At 35.4% G+C, this 17,314-nt stretch carries 18 protein-coding genes; 5 read left to right on the plus strand and 13 right to left on the minus strand.

All coding sequences use genetic code 11. The features are described 5' to 3' along the window. Positions 1-2: 2 nt before the first annotated feature. From rpmC to rpsL, 13 genes are all read right to left on the minus strand, one after another. On the minus strand, positions 3-194 hold the full coding sequence (gene rpmC / locus IEV72_RS00350) for a 50S ribosomal protein L29 (RefSeq protein ID WP_188457092.1): 192 nt from the start codon (positions 192-194) through the stop codon (positions 3-5). An 11-nt stretch (positions 195-205) separates the two neighbouring features. Continuing rightward, the gene (rplP, locus tag IEV72_RS00355; protein ID WP_188457093.1) at positions 206-625 is read right to left on the minus strand and encodes a 50S ribosomal protein L16; all 420 of its coding nucleotides are present in this window, start codon (positions 623-625) and stop codon (positions 206-208) included. 17 nt (positions 626-642) lie between these two features. Further along, on the minus strand, positions 643-1,353 hold the full coding sequence (gene rpsC / locus IEV72_RS00360) for a 30S ribosomal protein S3 (protein WP_188457094.1): 711 nt from the start codon (positions 1,351-1,353) through the stop codon (positions 643-645). Between the two features lie 8 nt (positions 1,354-1,361). Next, positions 1,362-1,769 carry a 50S ribosomal protein L22 gene (gene rplV, locus IEV72_RS00365; protein ID WP_188457095.1) on the minus strand — a complete coding sequence of 136 codons (408 nt, stop codon included), beginning with the start codon at positions 1,767-1,769 and terminating at the stop codon, positions 1,362-1,364. A 6-nt stretch (positions 1,770-1,775) separates the two neighbouring features. Next, on the minus strand, positions 1,776-2,054 hold the full coding sequence (gene rpsS, locus IEV72_RS00370) for a 30S ribosomal protein S19 (RefSeq protein WP_188405110.1): 279 nt from the start codon (positions 2,052-2,054) through the stop codon (positions 1,776-1,778). 3 nt (positions 2,055-2,057) lie between these two features. Beyond that, complete coding sequence (gene rplB / locus IEV72_RS00375; RefSeq protein ID WP_188457096.1) at positions 2,058-2,885, minus strand: 50S ribosomal protein L2; 828 nt, start codon at positions 2,883-2,885, stop codon at positions 2,058-2,060. Between the two features lie 10 nt (positions 2,886-2,895). Continuing rightward, a complete protein-coding gene (gene rplW, locus IEV72_RS00380) occupies positions 2,896-3,186 on the minus strand; it encodes a 50S ribosomal protein L23 (RefSeq protein WP_188457097.1) in 291 nt (96 codons plus the stop codon). 5 nt (positions 3,187-3,191) lie between these two features. Further along, the gene (gene rplD / locus IEV72_RS00385; protein WP_188457098.1) at positions 3,192-3,821 is read right to left on the minus strand and encodes a 50S ribosomal protein L4; all 630 of its coding nucleotides are present in this window, start codon (positions 3,819-3,821) and stop codon (positions 3,192-3,194) included. Next, the gene (rplC, locus tag IEV72_RS00390; protein ID WP_188457099.1) at positions 3,821-4,438 is read right to left on the minus strand and encodes a 50S ribosomal protein L3; all 618 of its coding nucleotides are present in this window, start codon (positions 4,436-4,438) and stop codon (positions 3,821-3,823) included. Before rplC ends, rplD begins: the two co-directional genes overlap by 1 nt. A gap of 79 nt (positions 4,439-4,517) precedes the next feature. After that, entirely contained in the window at positions 4,518-4,823 is a 306-nt protein-coding gene (rpsJ, locus tag IEV72_RS00395; protein ID WP_166400584.1) for a 30S ribosomal protein S10, read from the minus strand. An 11-nt stretch (positions 4,824-4,834) separates the two neighbouring features. Continuing rightward, complete coding sequence (gene fusA / locus IEV72_RS00400) at positions 4,835-6,946, minus strand: elongation factor G (protein ID WP_188457100.1); 2,112 nt, start codon at positions 6,944-6,946, stop codon at positions 4,835-4,837. 3 nt (positions 6,947-6,949) lie between these two features. Next, the gene (gene rpsG / locus IEV72_RS00405) at positions 6,950-7,426 is read right to left on the minus strand and encodes a 30S ribosomal protein S7 (RefSeq protein ID WP_188457101.1); all 477 of its coding nucleotides are present in this window, start codon (positions 7,424-7,426) and stop codon (positions 6,950-6,952) included. 25 nt (positions 7,427-7,451) lie between these two features. Then, positions 7,452-7,826, minus strand: a complete 375-nt coding sequence (gene rpsL / locus IEV72_RS00410) for a 30S ribosomal protein S12 (RefSeq protein ID WP_166400581.1) — start codon at positions 7,824-7,826, stop codon at positions 7,452-7,454. Positions 7,827-8,171: 345 nt separating this feature from the next. On the opposite strand from rpsL, the gene IEV72_RS00415 reads away from it, so the two are divergent. From IEV72_RS00415 to IEV72_RS00435, 5 genes are all read left to right on the plus strand, one after another. Continuing rightward, positions 8,172-9,701, plus strand: coding sequence for a ShlB/FhaC/HecB family hemolysin secretion/activation protein (locus tag IEV72_RS00415; RefSeq protein ID WP_188457102.1), 1,530 nt, complete (start codon positions 8,172-8,174; stop codon positions 9,699-9,701). A gap of 118 nt (positions 9,702-9,819) precedes the next feature. Then, positions 9,820-13,026 carry a SusC/RagA family TonB-linked outer membrane protein gene (locus tag IEV72_RS00420; RefSeq protein WP_188457103.1) on the plus strand — a complete coding sequence of 1,069 codons (3,207 nt, stop codon included), beginning with the start codon at positions 9,820-9,822 and terminating at the stop codon, positions 13,024-13,026. A gap of 12 nt (positions 13,027-13,038) precedes the next feature. Beyond that, complete coding sequence (locus IEV72_RS00425; RefSeq protein ID WP_188457104.1) at positions 13,039-14,559, plus strand: RagB/SusD family nutrient uptake outer membrane protein; 1,521 nt, start codon at positions 13,039-13,041, stop codon at positions 14,557-14,559. A gap of 5 nt (positions 14,560-14,564) precedes the next feature. Next, a complete protein-coding gene (locus IEV72_RS00430) occupies positions 14,565-15,260 on the plus strand; it encodes a hypothetical protein (RefSeq protein WP_188457105.1) in 696 nt (231 codons plus the stop codon). A gap of 73 nt (positions 15,261-15,333) precedes the next feature. Then, positions 15,334-17,220, plus strand: coding sequence for a S8 family serine peptidase (locus IEV72_RS00435; RefSeq protein ID WP_188457106.1), 1,887 nt, complete (start codon positions 15,334-15,336; stop codon positions 17,218-17,220). The last annotated feature ends 94 nt before the right edge of the window (positions 17,221-17,314 follow it).

The following is a 17,314-nucleotide window of genomic DNA, read 5'->3' on the forward strand; positions in this document are numbered from 1 at the left end:
AATTATTGTAATTCTCTTTTTGTAATTTCTGTATTGATGCGCGCAATAGTTCTTCTAACGCTTCTTAATTGAGAAGGGTTTTCTAATGGACTTATTGCGTGATTCATTTTCAGAGAACTCAATTCTTGTGAAAATGCACTTAATTTTTCATTAAGCTCTTCAACAGATAATTCTTTTAATTCAGATTGTTTCATAACTAATACAATTATTCTTGATAATCTCTAGCAACAACAAACTTTGTTTTTACAGGTAGTTTTTGAGCTGCTAAACGCAAAGCTTCCTTTGCAAGAGCTAGTGGTACACCACCAATTTCAAAAATAAGTCTTCCTGGTTTTACAACTGCTGCATAATATTCTACTGCACCTTTACCTTTACCCATACGCACTTCAAGTGGTTTTTTAGTAATTGGCTTATCTGGAAAGATTTTGATCCATAAAGATCCTTCTCTTTTCATATGTCGTGTAGCAGCAATACGTGCGGCTTCAATTTGTCTAGCTGTTAAAAAAGCTGAATCTAAGGATTTGATACCGAAGGTGCCGTTTGATAAACGGTGACCACGTTGAGAAATCCCTTTCATTCTCCCTTTTTGCTGTTTACGATGCTTCGTTCTTTTAGGCTGTAACATTGTTTATACTTTAAAAATTACTTTTTGCGACGTGGTTTAGTACGTCTTCCTTTACCTTTACTATCTGTTTTAGACAGTCCAACGAGAGGAGAGAGCTCTCTTTTTCCGTAAACTTCACCTTTCATAATCCACACTTTAATGCCCAATCTACCGTAAGTAGTATGTGCTTCAACTAAAGCGTAGTCAACATCTGCTCTGAATGTTGAAAGTGGAATTCTACCTTCTTTGTACGATTCAGTTCTAGCCATCTCTGCACCATTCAATCTTCCTGCTATTTGGATTTTAATCCCTTCAGCATTCATTCTCATAGTTGCAGCAATAGCCATCTTAATCGCTCTACGATAAGAAATTCTATTTTCAACTTGGCGAGCCACACTGGAAGCTACCAAATGAGCGTCAAGTTCTGGTCTTTTAATTTCAAAAATATTAACCTGAACTTCCTTATTAGTAATTTGTTTAAGCTCTTCTTTTAACTTGTCTACTTCCTGACCACCTTTCCCGATAATAATACCAGGTCTTGCAGTAGTAATAGTAACGGTTACAAGTTTAAGCGTACGCTCAATAATTACTCTTGAAACACTAGCTTTAGATAAACGAGCATGGATATACTTTCTTATCTTATCGTCTTCAGCTAGATTATTTCCATAATCTCTACCACCATACCAGTTGGATTCCCAACCTCTAATGATACCTAATCTGTTTCCGATTGGATTTGTTTTTTGTCCCATAGTCTATCTTAGCTTTCTGTGTTATTTCTACCCCCAAGTACTATAGTTACATGATTAGAACGTTTTCTAATTCGATGCGCTCTTCCTTGTGGAGCTGGACGAAGTCTTTTTAACATACTTCCTCCATCAACTTTAATTTCTTGGATATATAAGTTTGCTTGTTCAACATCTTCACCTTCGTTTTTGCTTTGCCAATTGGCAATAGCAGATAACAAAAGTTTCTCTAATCGTCTAGATGCTTCTTTAGGACTAAAGCGTAATATTTGCAATGCAATTGCAACATCTTTACCGCGTACTAAGTCTGCAACTAAACGCATTTTTCTTGGCGAAGTTGGACAGTTATTTAACTTTGCGAAAGCAACGTCTTGTTTTGCTTCCTTTAATTCTTCTGCTCTATTTCTTTTTCGTACACCCATTGCTTCTTATTTTTTACCTTTATTTTTAGCACCTTGATGCCCTCTAAAAGAACGGGTTGGAGAAAATTCACCTAATTTATGTCCTACCATATTTTCTGTTACAAAAACAGGTACAAATTGCTTCCCGTTATGCACTCCAATAGTTTGTCCTACGAAATCTGGAGTAATCATTGAAGCTCTAGACCAGGTTTTAATCACTGATTTTTTTCCTGACTCTACGTTTTGAGCAACTTTTCGCTCTAATTTATAATGAACGAAAGGTCCTTTTTTTAATGAACGTGCCATAGTTTATTTCTTTTTACGTTCTACAATATGTTTATTACTCGATTTCTTCTTAGATCTTGTTTTGAAACCTTTTGCAGGTATTCCTTTTCTAGATCTTGGATGACCTCCAGAAGCGCGGCCTTCTCCACCACCCATTGGGTGATCTACAGGGTTCATCACTACTGGTCTTGTTCTTGGTCTTCTACCTAACCAACGGCTACGTCCTGCTTTACCAGAAACAATTAACTGATGGTCACTATTTGAAACTGCACCGATAGTAGCAAAACATTCAGCTAAAACCAATCTAGTTTCACCTGAAGGCAACTTGATAGTTGCATATTTACCATCTCGAGCCATTAACTGAGCAAAAGTACCAGCTGAACGAGCCATAACAGCACCTTGTTCTGGTCTTAATTCTACGCATGATATAATAGTTCCGAATGGAATATTAGACAATGGCATAGCATTACCAATTTCAGCAACTGAAGTTTCTTTTGAAGAAGTCAATGAATCTCCGACTTTCAAACCAGTAGGGGCGATAATGTAACGCTTCTCACCGTCTTCATACTTCAATAAAGCAATAAAAGCAGTTCTGTTTGGATCATACTCAATAGTAAGAACTTCTGCTTTCATATCAAGCTTGTTTCGCTTGAAATCGATAACACGATATTTTCTTTTATGACCACCACCTTTGTAGCGCATGGTCATCTTTCCTTGATTGTTTCTACCACCAGACTTTTTGATCGGAGCCAATAAAGACTTCTCCGGCTTATCAGTTGTAATGGCGTCGAAACCATTCACAACTCTAAAACGCTGTCCAGGAGTAATAGGTTTTAATTTTCTAACCGACATTTTTTAAATCTTAAAGATTACTATATAAATCTATTATCTCTCCTTCCGTCACTTTCACAATCGCTTTTTTAGTAAATTTCTTTCTACCAGAAACAACTCCTGTTTTAGTGAAACGGCTCTTCACCTTCGGAAACACATTCATCGTACGTACAGAATCAACTGTCACTCCATAAGCGGACTCCACAGCTTCTTTAATCTGAAGCTTATTGGCGTTGATATCCACCTCAAACCAGTACGTATTTTGCAACTCACTATTAGCGGTTGCTTTCTCTGTAATTATAGGTTTTTGTAATACACTCATGACGCTTATTTCGTGAAATTAGATTCTAAACCCGCTAATGCTGACTCAGAAATTACTAGCTTATTAGAATTTAAAATTCTGTAAGTATTTAATTCTGAGAAAGTTAAAACTTTGGACTTCTCCAAATTACGGGACGACAAATATACATTTTTATTTAATTCTGCCAATACAAAGGTTGATTTTTTATTGGTAAGCTCAAGATTATTAAGAACTTGTTTAAATTCTTTAGTCTTAGGGCTTTCGAAGTTTAAATCTTCAATAACTAAAATCTCTTTGTTATTCATTTTCTGAGACAAAGCAGAAAGACGTGCTAAACGCTTCACTTTTTTATTAAGCTTGAAGTGATAATCTCTTGGTCTAGGACCAAAAACACGGCCTCCACCCTTAAATATTGGAGATTTTATACTACCAGCACGTGCTGTACCGGTTCCTTTTTGCTTCTTAATTTTACGAGTACTTCCAACAATGTCTGCGCGTTCTTTAGCTGCATGCGTTCCTTGTCTTTTATTAGCCAAGTGCTGCTTTACATCTAAATAAATTGCGTGATCGTTAGGCTCGATTCCAAAAACAGATTTAGGAAGCTCTACTTCTCTACCTGTTTCTTTTCCGTTGATATCTATTACTGCTAACTTCATTACTTCTCGATAGTTACATAAGCATTTTTATGACCCGGAACACAACCTTTTACAACTAAAAGATTTTTTTCTGGCACCACTTTAAATACTTTAAGGTTTTGTACTTTAACTTTACTGCTTCCCATTTGGCCTGCCATACGCATGCCTTTGAAAACTCTTGAAGGATCAGATGCTGCACCAATAGAACCTGGAGCTCTTAATCGGTTATGTTGTCCGTGAGTTGCTTGACCAACACCGCCGAAGCCATGTCTTTTTACAACACCTTGGAAACCTTTCCCCTTAGATGTTCCTACAACATCTACAAATTCACCTTCTTTAAATAAATCTACAGTGATTTGATCACCTAAATTGTACTCCGCATCAAAACCTTTGAATTCAACGACTTTTCTCTTAACAGAAGTGCCCGCTTTTTTGAAGTGGCCTTGGGCCGCTAACGTAGCATTTTTGTCTGATTTGTCATCGAAACCAAGCTGAACGGCCTTGTAACCATCAACTTCTTCGGTTCTGACTTGGGTAACTACACATGGACCTACTTCAATAACGGTACACGGAATGTTTTTTCCGTTTTCGTCGAAGATACTGGTCATGCCTACTTTTTTTCCTATTAACCCAGACATAATTTATAATTATTATTATTAAAAAAATTGAAAAAACAGGGCTTCATAAAAAGCCCTGCTATATTTATTAAGTATGTACTTAAACTTTTATTTCTACTTCTACACCACTTGGTAACTCAAGCTTCATCAACGCATCGATGGTTTTTGAAGATGAACTATAAATATCTAAAAGACGTTTAAAAGAGTTCAATTCAAATTGCTCACGAGATTTCTTGTTAACGTGAGGTGAACGTAATACGGTAAAGATTTTTTTCTTTGTAGGTAATGGAATTGGTCCAGTAACTACAGCTCCCGTAGTTTTCACAGTCTTTACGATTTTTTCAGCAGACTTATCTACCAAATTGTGGTCGTAGGATTTTAATTTTATTCTTATTTTTTGACTCATGATAAGTTCTATTACTCGTTAGTAGTTCCTTTAGCCGCAGCAATTACATTTTCAGAAATAGTAGAAGGGGTTTCTTCGTAGTGAGAAAACTCCATTGTTGAAGTTGCTCTACCGGAAGAAAGCGTTCTTAATGTAGTTACATAACCAAACATTTCTGAAAGTGGCACAATAGCTTTAATAACTTTAGCACCTGATCTGTCTGACATATCGTTAACTTGACCGCGTCTTCTATTTAGATCTCCAACAATATCTCCCATGTTTTCTTCAGGAGTAACCACTTCTACTTTCATCATTGGTTCTAATACTACAGCTCCAGCTTTTTTAGCAGCCGCTTTAAAGCCTAACTTAGCAGCAAGCTCAAACGACAATTGATCAGAATCTACTGCGTGAAAAGAACCGTCTTTAAGCGTTACTTTTAAAGTATCCATATTGAATCCAGCTAATGGACCATTTTTCATGGCTTGAGTAAAACCAGATTGTACAGAAGGAATAAATTCTTTTGGAATTCTACCCCCTTTAATTTGATCTACAAACTGCAAACCTGCTCCTTCAAAATCTTCATCTACTGGTCCCAAATCGAATACAATATCAGCGAACTTACCACGACCACCAGATTGTTTCTTATAAACTTCTCTGTGTTCCGCAAGTTTCTTTACTGCTTCTTTATATTCCACTTGTGGCTCACCAACATTCACTTCAACTTTAAATTCACGTTTCATACGATCAATTAAAATATCTAAGTGTAGCTCACCCATTCCCGAGATAATAGTTTGTCCCGAAGCTTCATCTGTTTTAACAACAAAAGTTGGATCTTCTTCAGCTAATTTAGCTAAAGCATTACCCATCTTCTCAACATCTGCTTTGGTTTTAGGCTCCACCGCAATACCAATTACTGGTGCTGGGAAAGTCATAGATTCCAAAACAATAGGATTATTCATATCAGTTAAGGTATCTCCCGTTTTGATATCTTTAAATCCTACAGCAGCTCCGATATCTCCAGCTTCGATAAAATCGATTGGCTCTTGTTTATTAGAGTGCATTTGGTACATTCTTGAGATACGTTCTTTTTTACCAGAGCGATTGTTCAATACATAAGAACCCGCTTCTAATCTACCAGAATAGGTTCTAAAGAATGCTAATCTTCCTACGAAAGGATCGGTTGCAATTTTAAATGCTAAAGCAGAAAATGGAGAATCTACGTGAGGTTTTCTCGACTCAACTTCACCAGTATCAGGATTTTCACCTTCGATAGCTTCAACATCTACAGGAGAAGGCAAGTAACGCATTACTGCATCTAACATAGCTTGAACTCCTTTATTTTTGAAAGCTGAACCACACATCATTGGGATGATGGACATATCGATAGTTGCTGCACGTAATGCTGCAATAATCTCATCTTCTGTAATAGAATCTTCATCTTCGAAGAATTTTTCCATTAACTCTTCATCGTATTCTGCAACTGCTTCAACTAATTGTGTTCTGTATTTAGTAACGTCAGCTTGAAGTTCTTCTGGAATATCAATTTCTTCAAAAGTCATTCCCATATCTTCATCGTTCCAAATAATTGCTTTTTTAGATATTAAATCAACAACACCTTTAAAGTCAATTTCATCTCCGATTGGAACTTGCAATGGAACTGGATTACCGCCTAACATTTCACGTACTTGATTACAAACATTAAAAAAGTTTGCTCCTTGACGATCCATCTTATTAACGAATCCTAATCTTGGCACTTTATATTTATCAGCTTGTCTCCAAACTGTTTCAGATTGTGGCTCAACACCATCAACCGCACTAAACAAAGCAACAACACCATCCAATACACGTAAAGATCTTTCTACTTCAACAGTAAAATCAACGTGACCAGGTGTGTCAATAATGTTTACAATATATTCATGATCTCTGTAAGGCCACGTACAATGTGTAGCAGCAGAAGTAATAGTGATTCCTCTTTCTTGCTCTTGCTCCATCCAGTCCATAGTAGCAGCACCATCATGAACTTCCCCTATTTTGTGACTAATACCGGTATAATAAAGAATACGCTCAGTAGTTGTTGTTTTACCAGCATCGATGTGAGCAGCAATACCTATATTTCTTGTAAATTTTAAATCTCTTTGTGCCATTTTTTAGAATCTAAAGTGTGAAAATGCTTTGTTGGCTTCAGCCATTCTATGCGTATCTACACGTTTCTTAACAGCTGCACCTTCTTCTTTGGCAGCAGCAAGAATTTCAGCAGCTAATTTTACTGCCATAGATTTTTCGTTTCTTTTTCTAGAAAAACTAATTAACCACTTCATTGCGGTTGAAATTTTTCTATCTGGACGTATAGGAGAAGGAATCTGAAAAGTAGCTCCACCAACTCTACGGCTTCGTACTTCTACGTGAGGCATTACATTAGATAATGCTTCCTTCCAAACTTCCAAAGCAGATTTCTCTTCGTCCTGTTTTTTTTCTTCTACGATGTCCATTGCATCGTAAAAAATCTTAAAAGCGATAGACTTTTTTCCATCCCACATTAACATATTGACAAATCGAGTTACCAATTGGTCGTTAAATTTTGGATCTGGAAGTATAGGTCTTGCTTTTGCCTGTCTTTTTCTCATGTCTTGTCTTTAAAAAGTTTTCAACTTATTTTTTTGGACGTTTGGCTCCGTATTTTGATCTACGTTGCAATCTTCCTTCTACTCCAGCTGTATCTAAAGCACCACGAACTATATGGTACCGAACTCCTGGTAAGTCTTTTACTCTCCCGCCTCTAACTAATACTATCGAGTGCTCTTGAAGATTGTGTCCTTCACCTGGAATGTATGCGTTTACCTCTTTACCATTGGTTAACCTAACACGAGCCACTTTACGCATAGCTGAATTTGGTTTTTTTGGTGTAGTGGTGTAAACACGCGTACAAACTCCACGTCGCTGAGGACAAGAATCTAAGGCAGCCGATTTACTCTTCTTAGTTATAGTACGTCTTCCTTTTCTTACTAATTGTGAAATTGTTGGCATATTATACTACAATGTTAAATAATTTTTAATCCCTATTTTTTGGGTTTGCAAATGTAGAAATATAATCTGATGAAACAAAGCATAATTAATTAATTTTCAATCTACTCCAAAAAAACAAAATAATATACTTGCTTTGCAGTTAAAAACACACCTTATATCATTTATATTTTGAAGCTGTTGCCCCATTATAAAATAATTTTGACGACCTGCATTTTTGTACTAGCATGCTTCAAATTAGTTGCGCAAAGTGAAGAACTAAAGCTATCAATAAAAAGCACAGAAGAAAATCATCAAGAAATAATTGATAAGCTTGACTTTAAAAATAGTTTCAGCAATACAAAAAGCATGCAGGAATACACCTATGTAGTAGCTGAAAGATTAAAAAGAAAGGGCTTTTTATTTACCGAAATTATTTCATTTGAAAACATAAAAGACAAACAATTTGAACTTCAGCTAAAATTACATACATTATATAAAGGTATAAAAATTAAAATGAAGCCAGATGACTTTCCAAGCAACTTAGCGATTCCGAAAACAAATATTCAAGATGGATTTATAAAACTTAGCTTTCAAGAATATGAAAATTTGGCCAACCAATTTATTCAAAGTCTAAATGAAGCTGGCAAACCCTTTGACAAAATAAAGCTAATTAATTTGGAGGAAACCGATGACGACCATATTCTTGCTGAATTAAAATTTATTTCTAACCAAAAAAGAACAATCGACAAAATAATTATCAAAGGATACGAACGTTTTCCAAAACAATTTATCAAAAACAGAATTGGTTTACAAGAAGAGAAAGTGTTTAACACTACCGAAATTCAAGAAAAAAATAGAAATTTTGAAAACCTTAATTTTGCTGGCAGTATAAAAGATCCAGAAGTTCAATTTACACAAGATTCTACCAAGGTATTTTTATATGTTGAGAAAACAAATGCAAATGTGTTTGATGGATTTATTGGCTTTAATAGCACCGAAGAAACATCGCTTGAATTAAACGGTTACGTAGATTTAGTGCTGGTTAATAATCTTCACATGGGCGAATCTTTAAATATCAATTACAAAAACGACGGGAGAGAACAGCAACGGTTCAATGCCAATATAGAATTGCCTTATTTGTTTAAAACTCCTGTTAGTCTTGAAGCGGGATTAGGTATTTTTAGAAAAGACTCCACTTTTTCTAACACTCAACAAAATCTTGGTTTAAATTACCAAATAAGCCCATCTATTCAAATTGGTAGTGAAGCAGAATTTATAAGCTCAACTATTTTACTTGACAACAATATAAATCCTATTGAAAATGGAAACGACTTCAATGCTAGTTTTTATGGTTTAACAGGAAGGTTTTTTCAATTAAGTAGAATAACCGGAAAATTCTTCAATAAAAAAAAAGTAAAACTATCTATATTATATGGTAAACGAGAATCAGAAATTGAAGACAATCAATTTAAAATTAATTTATTTACTGAGTATAGTATTCCTATTGCTCCAAGCCTATATTTTTATAACTCACTAACAGGAGCTTGGCTTTCATCTGACAGTTACATAGACAACGAATTATTACGATTTGGCGGCATGAACAGCATTCGTGGTTTTGAAGAAAACAGCATTGTGGCTTCCGCCTTTGGAAGCTTACGTACAGAATTAAGGTACTTCTTGAGCCCAAACCTGTATGCCAACAGTGTTTTAGATTTTGGTTACTTTGAAAATGAAATCAATCAGCTTGCTCAAAACCTGTACAGTTTTGGATTTGGACTAGGAATAGAAACCCAAGCTGGTGTTTTACGCCTAATTTTTGCTAACGGAACATCTAAAACACAAGATTTCTCGTTTGAAAACACCCAAGTACACCTCAGTTTGAATACTTTTTTCTAGCCTATGTTGCCTAATTGTTAAGATTTAACACTCAAATGTGAAATTAAAAGAAAAAAAAGTTGTGTAATTAACTTTTAATTTTGACTTTTGGCGTTGGCTAATTCAAATAAATAACAAAATGAAAACAAAGTTTAATGTAATGCTTACGCTTTTACTAGCGTTTGTCGTGCAAATTTCTTTTGCACAAGAAAAAACAGTAAGCGGTACTGTAACTGATGACAGTGATATTCCTCTACCTGGAGTGAGTGTATCTGTTGAAGGAACAGATCGTGGTACTCAAACCGATTTTAATGGAGAATATTCAATCCAAGCTTCAACAAGCGAAATATTGGTTTTCGAATATATCGGTTTAAAAACAGTTAAAATGACGGTTGGAGACCAATCTGAAATTAACGTTTCTCTAGAACCAGGTGAAGAATTAGACGAAGTGCTAGTTGTTGGTTATGGTACATCCACAAAGGAATCTTTTGTTGGTTCTGCCAAACAAGTTTCTGGTGAAACACTTTCTAGTAAAAACTTCTCTAACATTTCACAATCGTTAGCAGGTGAAGCAGCTGGTGTTACCGTAATTAATACTTCTGGACAGCCAGGTACTACGTCTTTAGTACGTATCCGTGGTTTTGGTTCTGTAAATGGTAACAGAGCACCATTGTATGTGGTTGATGGTGTGCCTTTCTCAGGAAGTATTAACTCTATTAACCCTAATGACATCAAGAACACCGTAATTTTGAAAGATGCAACTGCAACTGCAATTTATGGTTCTCGTGGTGCAAATGGTGTAATTTTAATTGAAACTAAATCAGGTAGCTCTGAGCAAGACTTCATTGAAGTTGACCTTAGAAGTGGTATCAACACACAAATGATTCCTAGATATGATGTAATGAGATCTCCTGAAGAGTACATTGGTACAGTTTGGGAAGGGCTTTACAATCGTGGCATCGCTAATGGTTTGTCAGAAGGTTTAGCACTAGATCAAGCTAACAATCAATTGTTCTCAGACAATGTTGTTCCAGCTGGATACAACATGTGGCAAGAAGATGATGTAAGCCAATTAATAGACCCTGCAACACGTATGGTAAGAGAAGGAATTGAAAGAAAGTATACACCAAAACGATATGCAGATGAAGCTTTTAGTTCTTCTATTAGAAATGAAGCCAACTTAAGATTGGGTGGTGGTACACAAAAAACAAGATATTTCTTATCAGCTGGTTTATTAGATGACGAAGGTTACGCTATTAACACAGGCTATAAAAGATATACCACAAGAGCTAATGTACAATCTAATATTAAAGATTTTTTAGATGTTCAAGCTAATATTGGTTATGCATATTCTGAAACAATTCAGAATGGTCAAACAGATGGTGCTGAAAATCTATTCGAATTTGCAGATAAAATGGCTCCTATTTTTCCAGTATACTTACGTGATGACGATGGTAACTTAGTGGCGGATCCAATATTTGGAGGAAGTCAATTAGACTATGGTACTCCATCAGGTTTTAGAGCAAGACCTAATGCCAACTTATTGAACCCTATTGGTTCTGCATTGTATGACTTTGCTGGAAACGATAGACACGAAGTTAATGGGTCTTTTAAAGTAGATGTGAAAATCACAGATTACCTAAAATTTGAAACAAGTTTTGGTGCGCAATACAGCAACACCATTGCAAGAAATGCATTGAATCCGTTTTACGGAACAGCTGAAGAACAAGGTGGTGAATTAACTTTGTCTAATCAGCAAAGATTAACAACCAATGCATTACAACTTTTAAGATTCAATAAAAGATTTGGAGATCACTCATTTGAAGCATTAGTTGCTCACGAATCAAATACATTTGATTTTAATATTCATTCTTCAAGAAAAGCACTTGCTGTTATTCCTGATTTATATGAATTAAGCAACTACCTTGAGAACTTAAGACAACCTTTCGGATATACTACAAGAAGATCATTAGAATCTTACTTTGGTCAAGTTAATTATAACTACGACCAAAAATACTTCTTTTCTGGTAGTGTAAGACGTGATGGATCATCTCGATTTGCAAACGACAAATGGGACACTTTTGGTTCTGTAGGCGCATCTTGGGTAATGTCTAAAGAAGATTTCTTGTTTGATAACGAATATGTAGACTTCTTGAAAGTAAAAACTTCTTGGGGTATTACGGGTGACGAAGCTGGTGTAGGATTCTACACAGGTTTAGATACATATAACCCAGTAAATTTAGGTGGAAATTACGCGTTTTCAATTAGAAATGTACAAGATCCTGATTTAACTTGGGAAACAGCTTACATGTTTCAAACAGGTGTTGAAAGTAGCCTTTTTGGTTTCTTAGACGTTAATTTAGATTACTACATTAAAGATACACAAAATTTGATTTTTGCAAGAAGACTTCCACTATCAACTGGTGTATCAACAGTAACCGTAAACGACGGTGTGCTTAGAAACAAAGGTTTTGAATTTGATATTGCCGCACAAGTTGTGGAAACACAAGACTTTGGTCTAAGCGTAAGCCTTAATGGAGAAACATTCCAAAATGAATTGACCACAATGCCAATTGATCCAGAAACAGGTGAACCAGCATTGTTAAACAGAAATGGCAGATTCGGGTATGCTGATGGTGGCTCTATTTATGATTATTACATGAGAGAATATGCTGGAGTTGACCCAGCTGATGGCGCTCCAATGTGGTACCAGTATTATGATGCTAACAACCCAAATGAGTTTATCCAAAGTATGACACCATACTTAGATGAAAACCCAGATGCGGTAGTTGAAAGAAGAGTTACAAAATCATATTCAGAAGCTACAGACAAATTTGTAGGTAAATCGGCTATTCCAGATGTAAGAGGTGCATTTAGAATAAATGCGCGATACAAAAACTTTACCTTGTCTACGCAATTTACTTATCAAGTTGGTGGATACGGATACGACAGCCAATATTCTGAACTAATGTCTGATCGTTTTGGTGCAGCAGGAAACAACTTCCACACCGATATGAGAGACAGATGGCAACAACCAGGTGACATAACTAGTGTGCCTAGATTAGCTGATGCCTTAGATGCAAATGCTGCTTCAACATCAACGAGATTTTTAACAAAAACTGATTATTTAGCCCTAAATAACTTTAGCGTAAGTTATAATTTTCCTAAAGACATCATAGAGAGTGTGGGAATGAGCGGATTAAACTTATATTTGACAGGAGATAACATTTTTGTTAGCAGTGTGAGAGAAGGGTTTTTACCTAATACAAGTCAAAGCGGTTTTTCAGGAAGAGCATTATATGCTCCATTAACCAGCTTTACTTTAGGAGTAAATGTTAAATTTTAAAAAAAGAAAAAGATGAATAAACTAATTAAATTAAGCATACTTTCCATCCTAATATTAGGAATTGGTGGGTGTGAAAGCGATTTTCTAGACGAACAACCGTCTGAATTTCTAAGCATTGAACAGTTAGAAGAAGCAGCTGAAGTAAATCCAGAAATTGCTGCTGGATTTATTGATGGGATTTATGCCTATATGGTAGAGACCTTTGCAGCAGGATCTACAAGCCATACTGACTTTGGTCATAAAGGTTTTGACATATATTCAGATATGTTGACCAGTGATATGGCCTTAACCGTGAGTACTTACGGATGGTATAGAGCTGCTATTACTGAGTATCAAGCAACAGAAGACTTTACATTTGCAGAAAACGCTTATGCTTGGAGATTCTACTATACCATTATTCGTTCTGCGAATACGGTAATTGAAATTCAAGGAGGTGCAGACAATGTTCCTGAGTTGGAAGAAAACAAGCATATTCTTGGTCAAGCTTTAGCTTTAAGAGCATTTGCTTACTATTATTTAGTACAATATTTCGCAGATGATTATGACCCTAATAAGCCAGTTTTACCATTATTGGAAAATGCGGCGGCTGCAGGATTGCCTAAATCACCAATGTCTGATATCTACACTTTAATGGAGAGTGACTTAAATTCTTCAATTGAGCTTTTAGATACATACAACAGAAGCAATAAAGCACAAATCAACAAACATGTTGCAAAAGGTATCTTAGCTTATGTTATTGCATCAACTCGAGAGACTTCAAGAATGCAAGAAGTAGTTACTCTAACTAATGAAGTAATGAATGAAGGTGGAGCAACATTAATGAACCAAAGTGAAGTCTTAGGTGGATTTAATGATGTAAATACACCGGGTTGGTTATGGGGTATTGATATAAATCAAGATTTAGGTATTGGATTAGTTTCTTTCTGGGGACAAGTAGATCACTTTTCTTATAGTTATGCTTGGGCAGGTGATTTTAAAACAATTGATGATGATTTATTTTCTCAAATACCAAATGATGATATAAGAAAGTTGCAATTTAAATTTTCTGGTCATCCACAAGAAAATTCAGGTTCAAACGCTGCAATTTATCCTTTGCAACCTTTTTATAAGTTTTATGCTCCTGAAAGAGCTATTGGTGGTGCTCAGCAAGTAACGCAATCAGATTATGTATACATGAGAGAAGCTGAAATGCTATTATTAAACGCTGAAGCTAATGCAAAGGCAGGTAATATAGGCGCAGCTCAAACATCTTTGTCAACATTATTAAGCCAACGAGTTTCTGATGCTTCTTATGTAAATACTTTAACTGGTCAAGATTTATTAGACGAGATTTATTTACAGACGAGAATTGAATTATGGGGTGAAGGTAAAACTTACCAAGCTTTAAAAAGAAATCAAAGAAATATGTTACGTGCAGGTTCTAACCACTTATCGAATATTGGTTTAGATATACCACACAACGATGACAAATTCAGCTTTGAGATTCCTGAAAGAGAAATACAGGATAACCCTAATATTAATACTCAAAACTAATTATAATGAAAACAATAAGAAAAGTGCTTGTATTATTAAGTACGGCTTTAGTGATTAGTAGCTGTACACAAGATGAAATCATTGACAAAAATGTTGCAAGCTTAGAATTTAATAATCAAACAATAGAAGTTGATCCAACTGGGAGTGACGTTGTTAATTTAGTATTTTACACTACTTTCACACCTTCATCAGATTTGAATATTCCTATAAGTGTTGTTGAAACTTCTTTAGATGAGAGCCAATATAGTTTCCCTGAAAATATTACTTTACCTGCGGGAACAAATAAAGGTGAATTTGAAATGACTCTTACAGATGTAAGCTTTTTTGGCGAACCTTTCATTACTATGGCTTTCGACGATAATGGTGGCTTAAGAACTGAATTTGTGCTGGAATGTTCAGAACCAAATGTGATAGTGAACATAGTATTTGATCAATATTCTGAAGAGACTTCATGGGAGATTATAAACGACACTGGAGATGTACTATTCAATAACTCATATGATGCTGGCAGCACAAGTACTGAAGAAGGTTTTTGTTTACCATCAGGAGACTATGATTTCTTTATCTATGATGCCTATGGTGATGGGATTTGTTGTGATTTTGGCGAAGGCTCATACCAATTAACTTTCGGTGACGGAACAGTAATCGCAGAAGGCGGTCAATTTACAGATTCTGAATCTGTTTCATTTACTATAGAATAAAAATATAAATAAATTATATTAAAACCTGACATCTTAATGTCAGGTTTTTTTATTTTTGTGTAAAAATAGAGTTATGAAAGAAATAATGAAAATTGTGTTATTCAGTATTTTAGTCCTTATGGGCGTGCAAATAAATGCGCAGTTAACTAGTGATAGAAACATAAGAGCTGAAATAAAAAGCATTACTAAAGAAAGAATTGAAAGAGTTGAAGAATACTTGAAAAGTAATGACGCACCTAGAACAAAAACAAAAGGGCATGTTATACAGGTAATTCACGATATCGTTGATGGGAAACCAATTTATAGGTCAACAGATAACGCTGGAGCAGCAGACAATACATTTACATCGAGTTTATGGCCAGGTGGAAGTTTGGGTTTAGACCTAGAAGGTGAAAACTTGGTAGTGGGTGTATGGGAAGTTGGCGGAATTACGAGAACATCTCATGTAGAATATGCTGATGAATTAGGAAGTAGAGTAATTGTAAAAGATGGTAGCGGAAACCAAACTTTCCACTCAACTCACGTTACAGGAACAATAGCCGCAAGCGGATTAAATACTGAATCGAGAGGTATGGCACCAAAATCCATAGTTTGGAATTACAATACTAACAATGTTACAAGTGAGATAGCTGACGCTATAGATGAAATAAATTTGCTAATATCAAACCACTCCTACGGAGTTTCAATCGTGCAAGACAATGGAACTTTGCCCGTGAGTTATATGGGTGCATATAACAATGACGCGAGAACATGGGACTTGATTGCTAATAATAATCCATTTCACTTAGCTGTTTTTTCAGCAGGAAATAATGGAAACGATCAATATGAAGGTGGTTTAGCACCAAATTTTGATAAACTTACAGGCGAAAAAAACTCGAAAAACAACATGGTAGTTGCTAATGTTAGTAGTGTTACCTACTTTGGAGATTTAATAATATCGAGCATTAACAACTCAAGTAGCCGAGGCCCGTCGGATGATGGTAGAATAAAACCAGACATTGGCGGAATGGGAACAGATATCCTATCTACAGGAAACCAAGCAGACGATGCATACGGAACCGCTACAGGTACATCTATGGCAGGGCCTGGAGTAGCAGGAAGCCTGATTTTATTACAAGAATTATTTAATAATGAATACGGACAATTCTTAAAATCTGCAACACTTAAAGCGGTTGCATTAAACACTGCTTCTGATGCTGGAAATGCTGGACCAGATGCAACTTATGGATGGGGAATATTGAATTCTGAAAAAGCAGCAAATGCTATATTAGATAAAGAAGCTGGTTCATCTGTAGTAAGTGAGCAAAATTTATCAGAAGGAGAAACCATTACATTTCAAGTAACAGCAAATGGCGATGAAGCTATTAAAGCGATGATTGTATGGAACGACCCTGCTGGCACAGCCATTAATAATACTGAAAATTCTCCAACTCCTGCATTGGTAAATGACTTAGATTTAAGAGTGACTTTAAACCAAGAAACCTTTTTGCCTTGGAAGTTACAATTAAGCGATGTTACTGCACCTGCAATAAAAGAAGATAACATTGTTGATAATGTAGAACAAGTAATTGTAGATAACCCAACTGCAGGAACTGTGTATACTGTTGAAATTTCTCACAAAGGTTCGCTAACCAATAACCAACAAGATGTTAGTGTGGTAGTAACTGGTATTGATTCAACTACATTAAACAATGAAGATTTTGTAAGCGAGTTTGATTTAAACTATTGGCCAAACCCTGCTGAAAACTACATCAATATTAGCTTTGGTGATAATTTATTAGCAAACGATGGAATCATAAGAATTTATGATTTAATGGGTAAACTAGTTCATCAAGAAAAAGTCAACAAAAAACAAGACAATAATTTACGAGTTGATGTAAGTAATTTAAATAAAGGTACTTATATTATGAACATAACAACGGGTAATAGCAACTACAATTCAAAATTTATTAAGAAATAAAATATTTCAATAAATAATAGCAAACTCCTACTTTCAAATATTTTGGAAATAGGAGTTTGTTATTTAATACTGTAAAGCAAGATTAACATAATAT

The organism is Psychroflexus planctonicus (genome assembly GCF_014640195.1).
In the GTDB taxonomy this organism is placed as follows: domain Bacteria; phylum Bacteroidota; class Bacteroidia; order Flavobacteriales; family Flavobacteriaceae; genus Psychroflexus; species Psychroflexus planctonicus.

Excerpts from the sequence above, each read along its gene's own strand:
- rpmC (WP_188457092.1), bottom strand. The coding sequence starts at position 194 with ATGAAACAATCTGAATTAAAAGAATTATCTGTTGAAGAGCTTAATGAA.
- rplP (WP_188457093.1), bottom strand. The coding sequence starts at position 625 with ATGTTACAGCCTAAAAGAACGAAGCATCGTAAACAGCAAAAAGGGAGA.
- rpsC (WP_188457094.1), bottom strand. The coding sequence starts at position 1,353 with ATGGGACAAAAAACAAATCCAATCGGAAACAGATTAGGTATCATTAGA.
- rplV (WP_188457095.1), bottom strand. The coding sequence starts at position 1,769 with ATGGGTGTACGAAAAAGAAATAGAGCAGAAGAATTAAAGGAAGCAAAA.
- rpsS (WP_188405110.1), bottom strand. The coding sequence starts at position 2,054 with ATGGCACGTTCATTAAAAAAAGGACCTTTCGTTCATTATAAATTAGAG.
- rplB (WP_188457096.1), bottom strand. The coding sequence starts at position 2,885 with ATGTCGGTTAGAAAATTAAAACCTATTACTCCTGGACAGCGTTTTAGA.
- rplW (WP_188457097.1), bottom strand. The coding sequence starts at position 3,186 with ATGAGTGTATTACAAAAACCTATAATTACAGAGAAAGCAACCGCTAAT.
- rplD (WP_188457098.1), bottom strand. The coding sequence starts at position 3,821 with ATGAAGTTAGCAGTAATAGATATCAACGGAAAAGAAACAGGTAGAGAA.
- rplC (WP_188457099.1), bottom strand. The coding sequence starts at position 4,438 with ATGTCTGGGTTAATAGGAAAAAAAGTAGGCATGACCAGTATCTTCGAC.
- rpsJ (WP_166400584.1), bottom strand. The coding sequence starts at position 4,823 with ATGAGTCAAAAAATAAGAATAAAATTAAAATCCTACGACCACAATTTG.
- fusA (WP_188457100.1), bottom strand. The coding sequence starts at position 6,946 with ATGGCACAAAGAGATTTAAAATTTACAAGAAATATAGGTATTGCTGCT.
- rpsG (WP_188457101.1), bottom strand. The coding sequence starts at position 7,426 with ATGAGAAAAAGACAGGCAAAAGCAAGACCTATACTTCCAGATCCAAAA.
- rpsL (WP_166400581.1), bottom strand. The coding sequence starts at position 7,826 with ATGCCAACAATTTCACAATTAGTAAGAAAAGGAAGACGTACTATAACT.
- IEV72_RS00415 (WP_188457102.1), top strand. The coding sequence starts at position 8,172 with ATGCAGGAATACACCTATGTAGTAGCTGAAAGATTAAAAAGAAAGGGC.
- IEV72_RS00420 (WP_188457103.1), top strand. The coding sequence starts at position 9,820 with ATGAAAACAAAGTTTAATGTAATGCTTACGCTTTTACTAGCGTTTGTC.
- IEV72_RS00425 (WP_188457104.1), top strand. The coding sequence starts at position 13,039 with ATGAATAAACTAATTAAATTAAGCATACTTTCCATCCTAATATTAGGA.
- IEV72_RS00430 (WP_188457105.1), top strand. The coding sequence starts at position 14,565 with ATGAAAACAATAAGAAAAGTGCTTGTATTATTAAGTACGGCTTTAGTG.
- IEV72_RS00435 (WP_188457106.1), top strand. The coding sequence starts at position 15,334 with ATGAAAGAAATAATGAAAATTGTGTTATTCAGTATTTTAGTCCTTATG.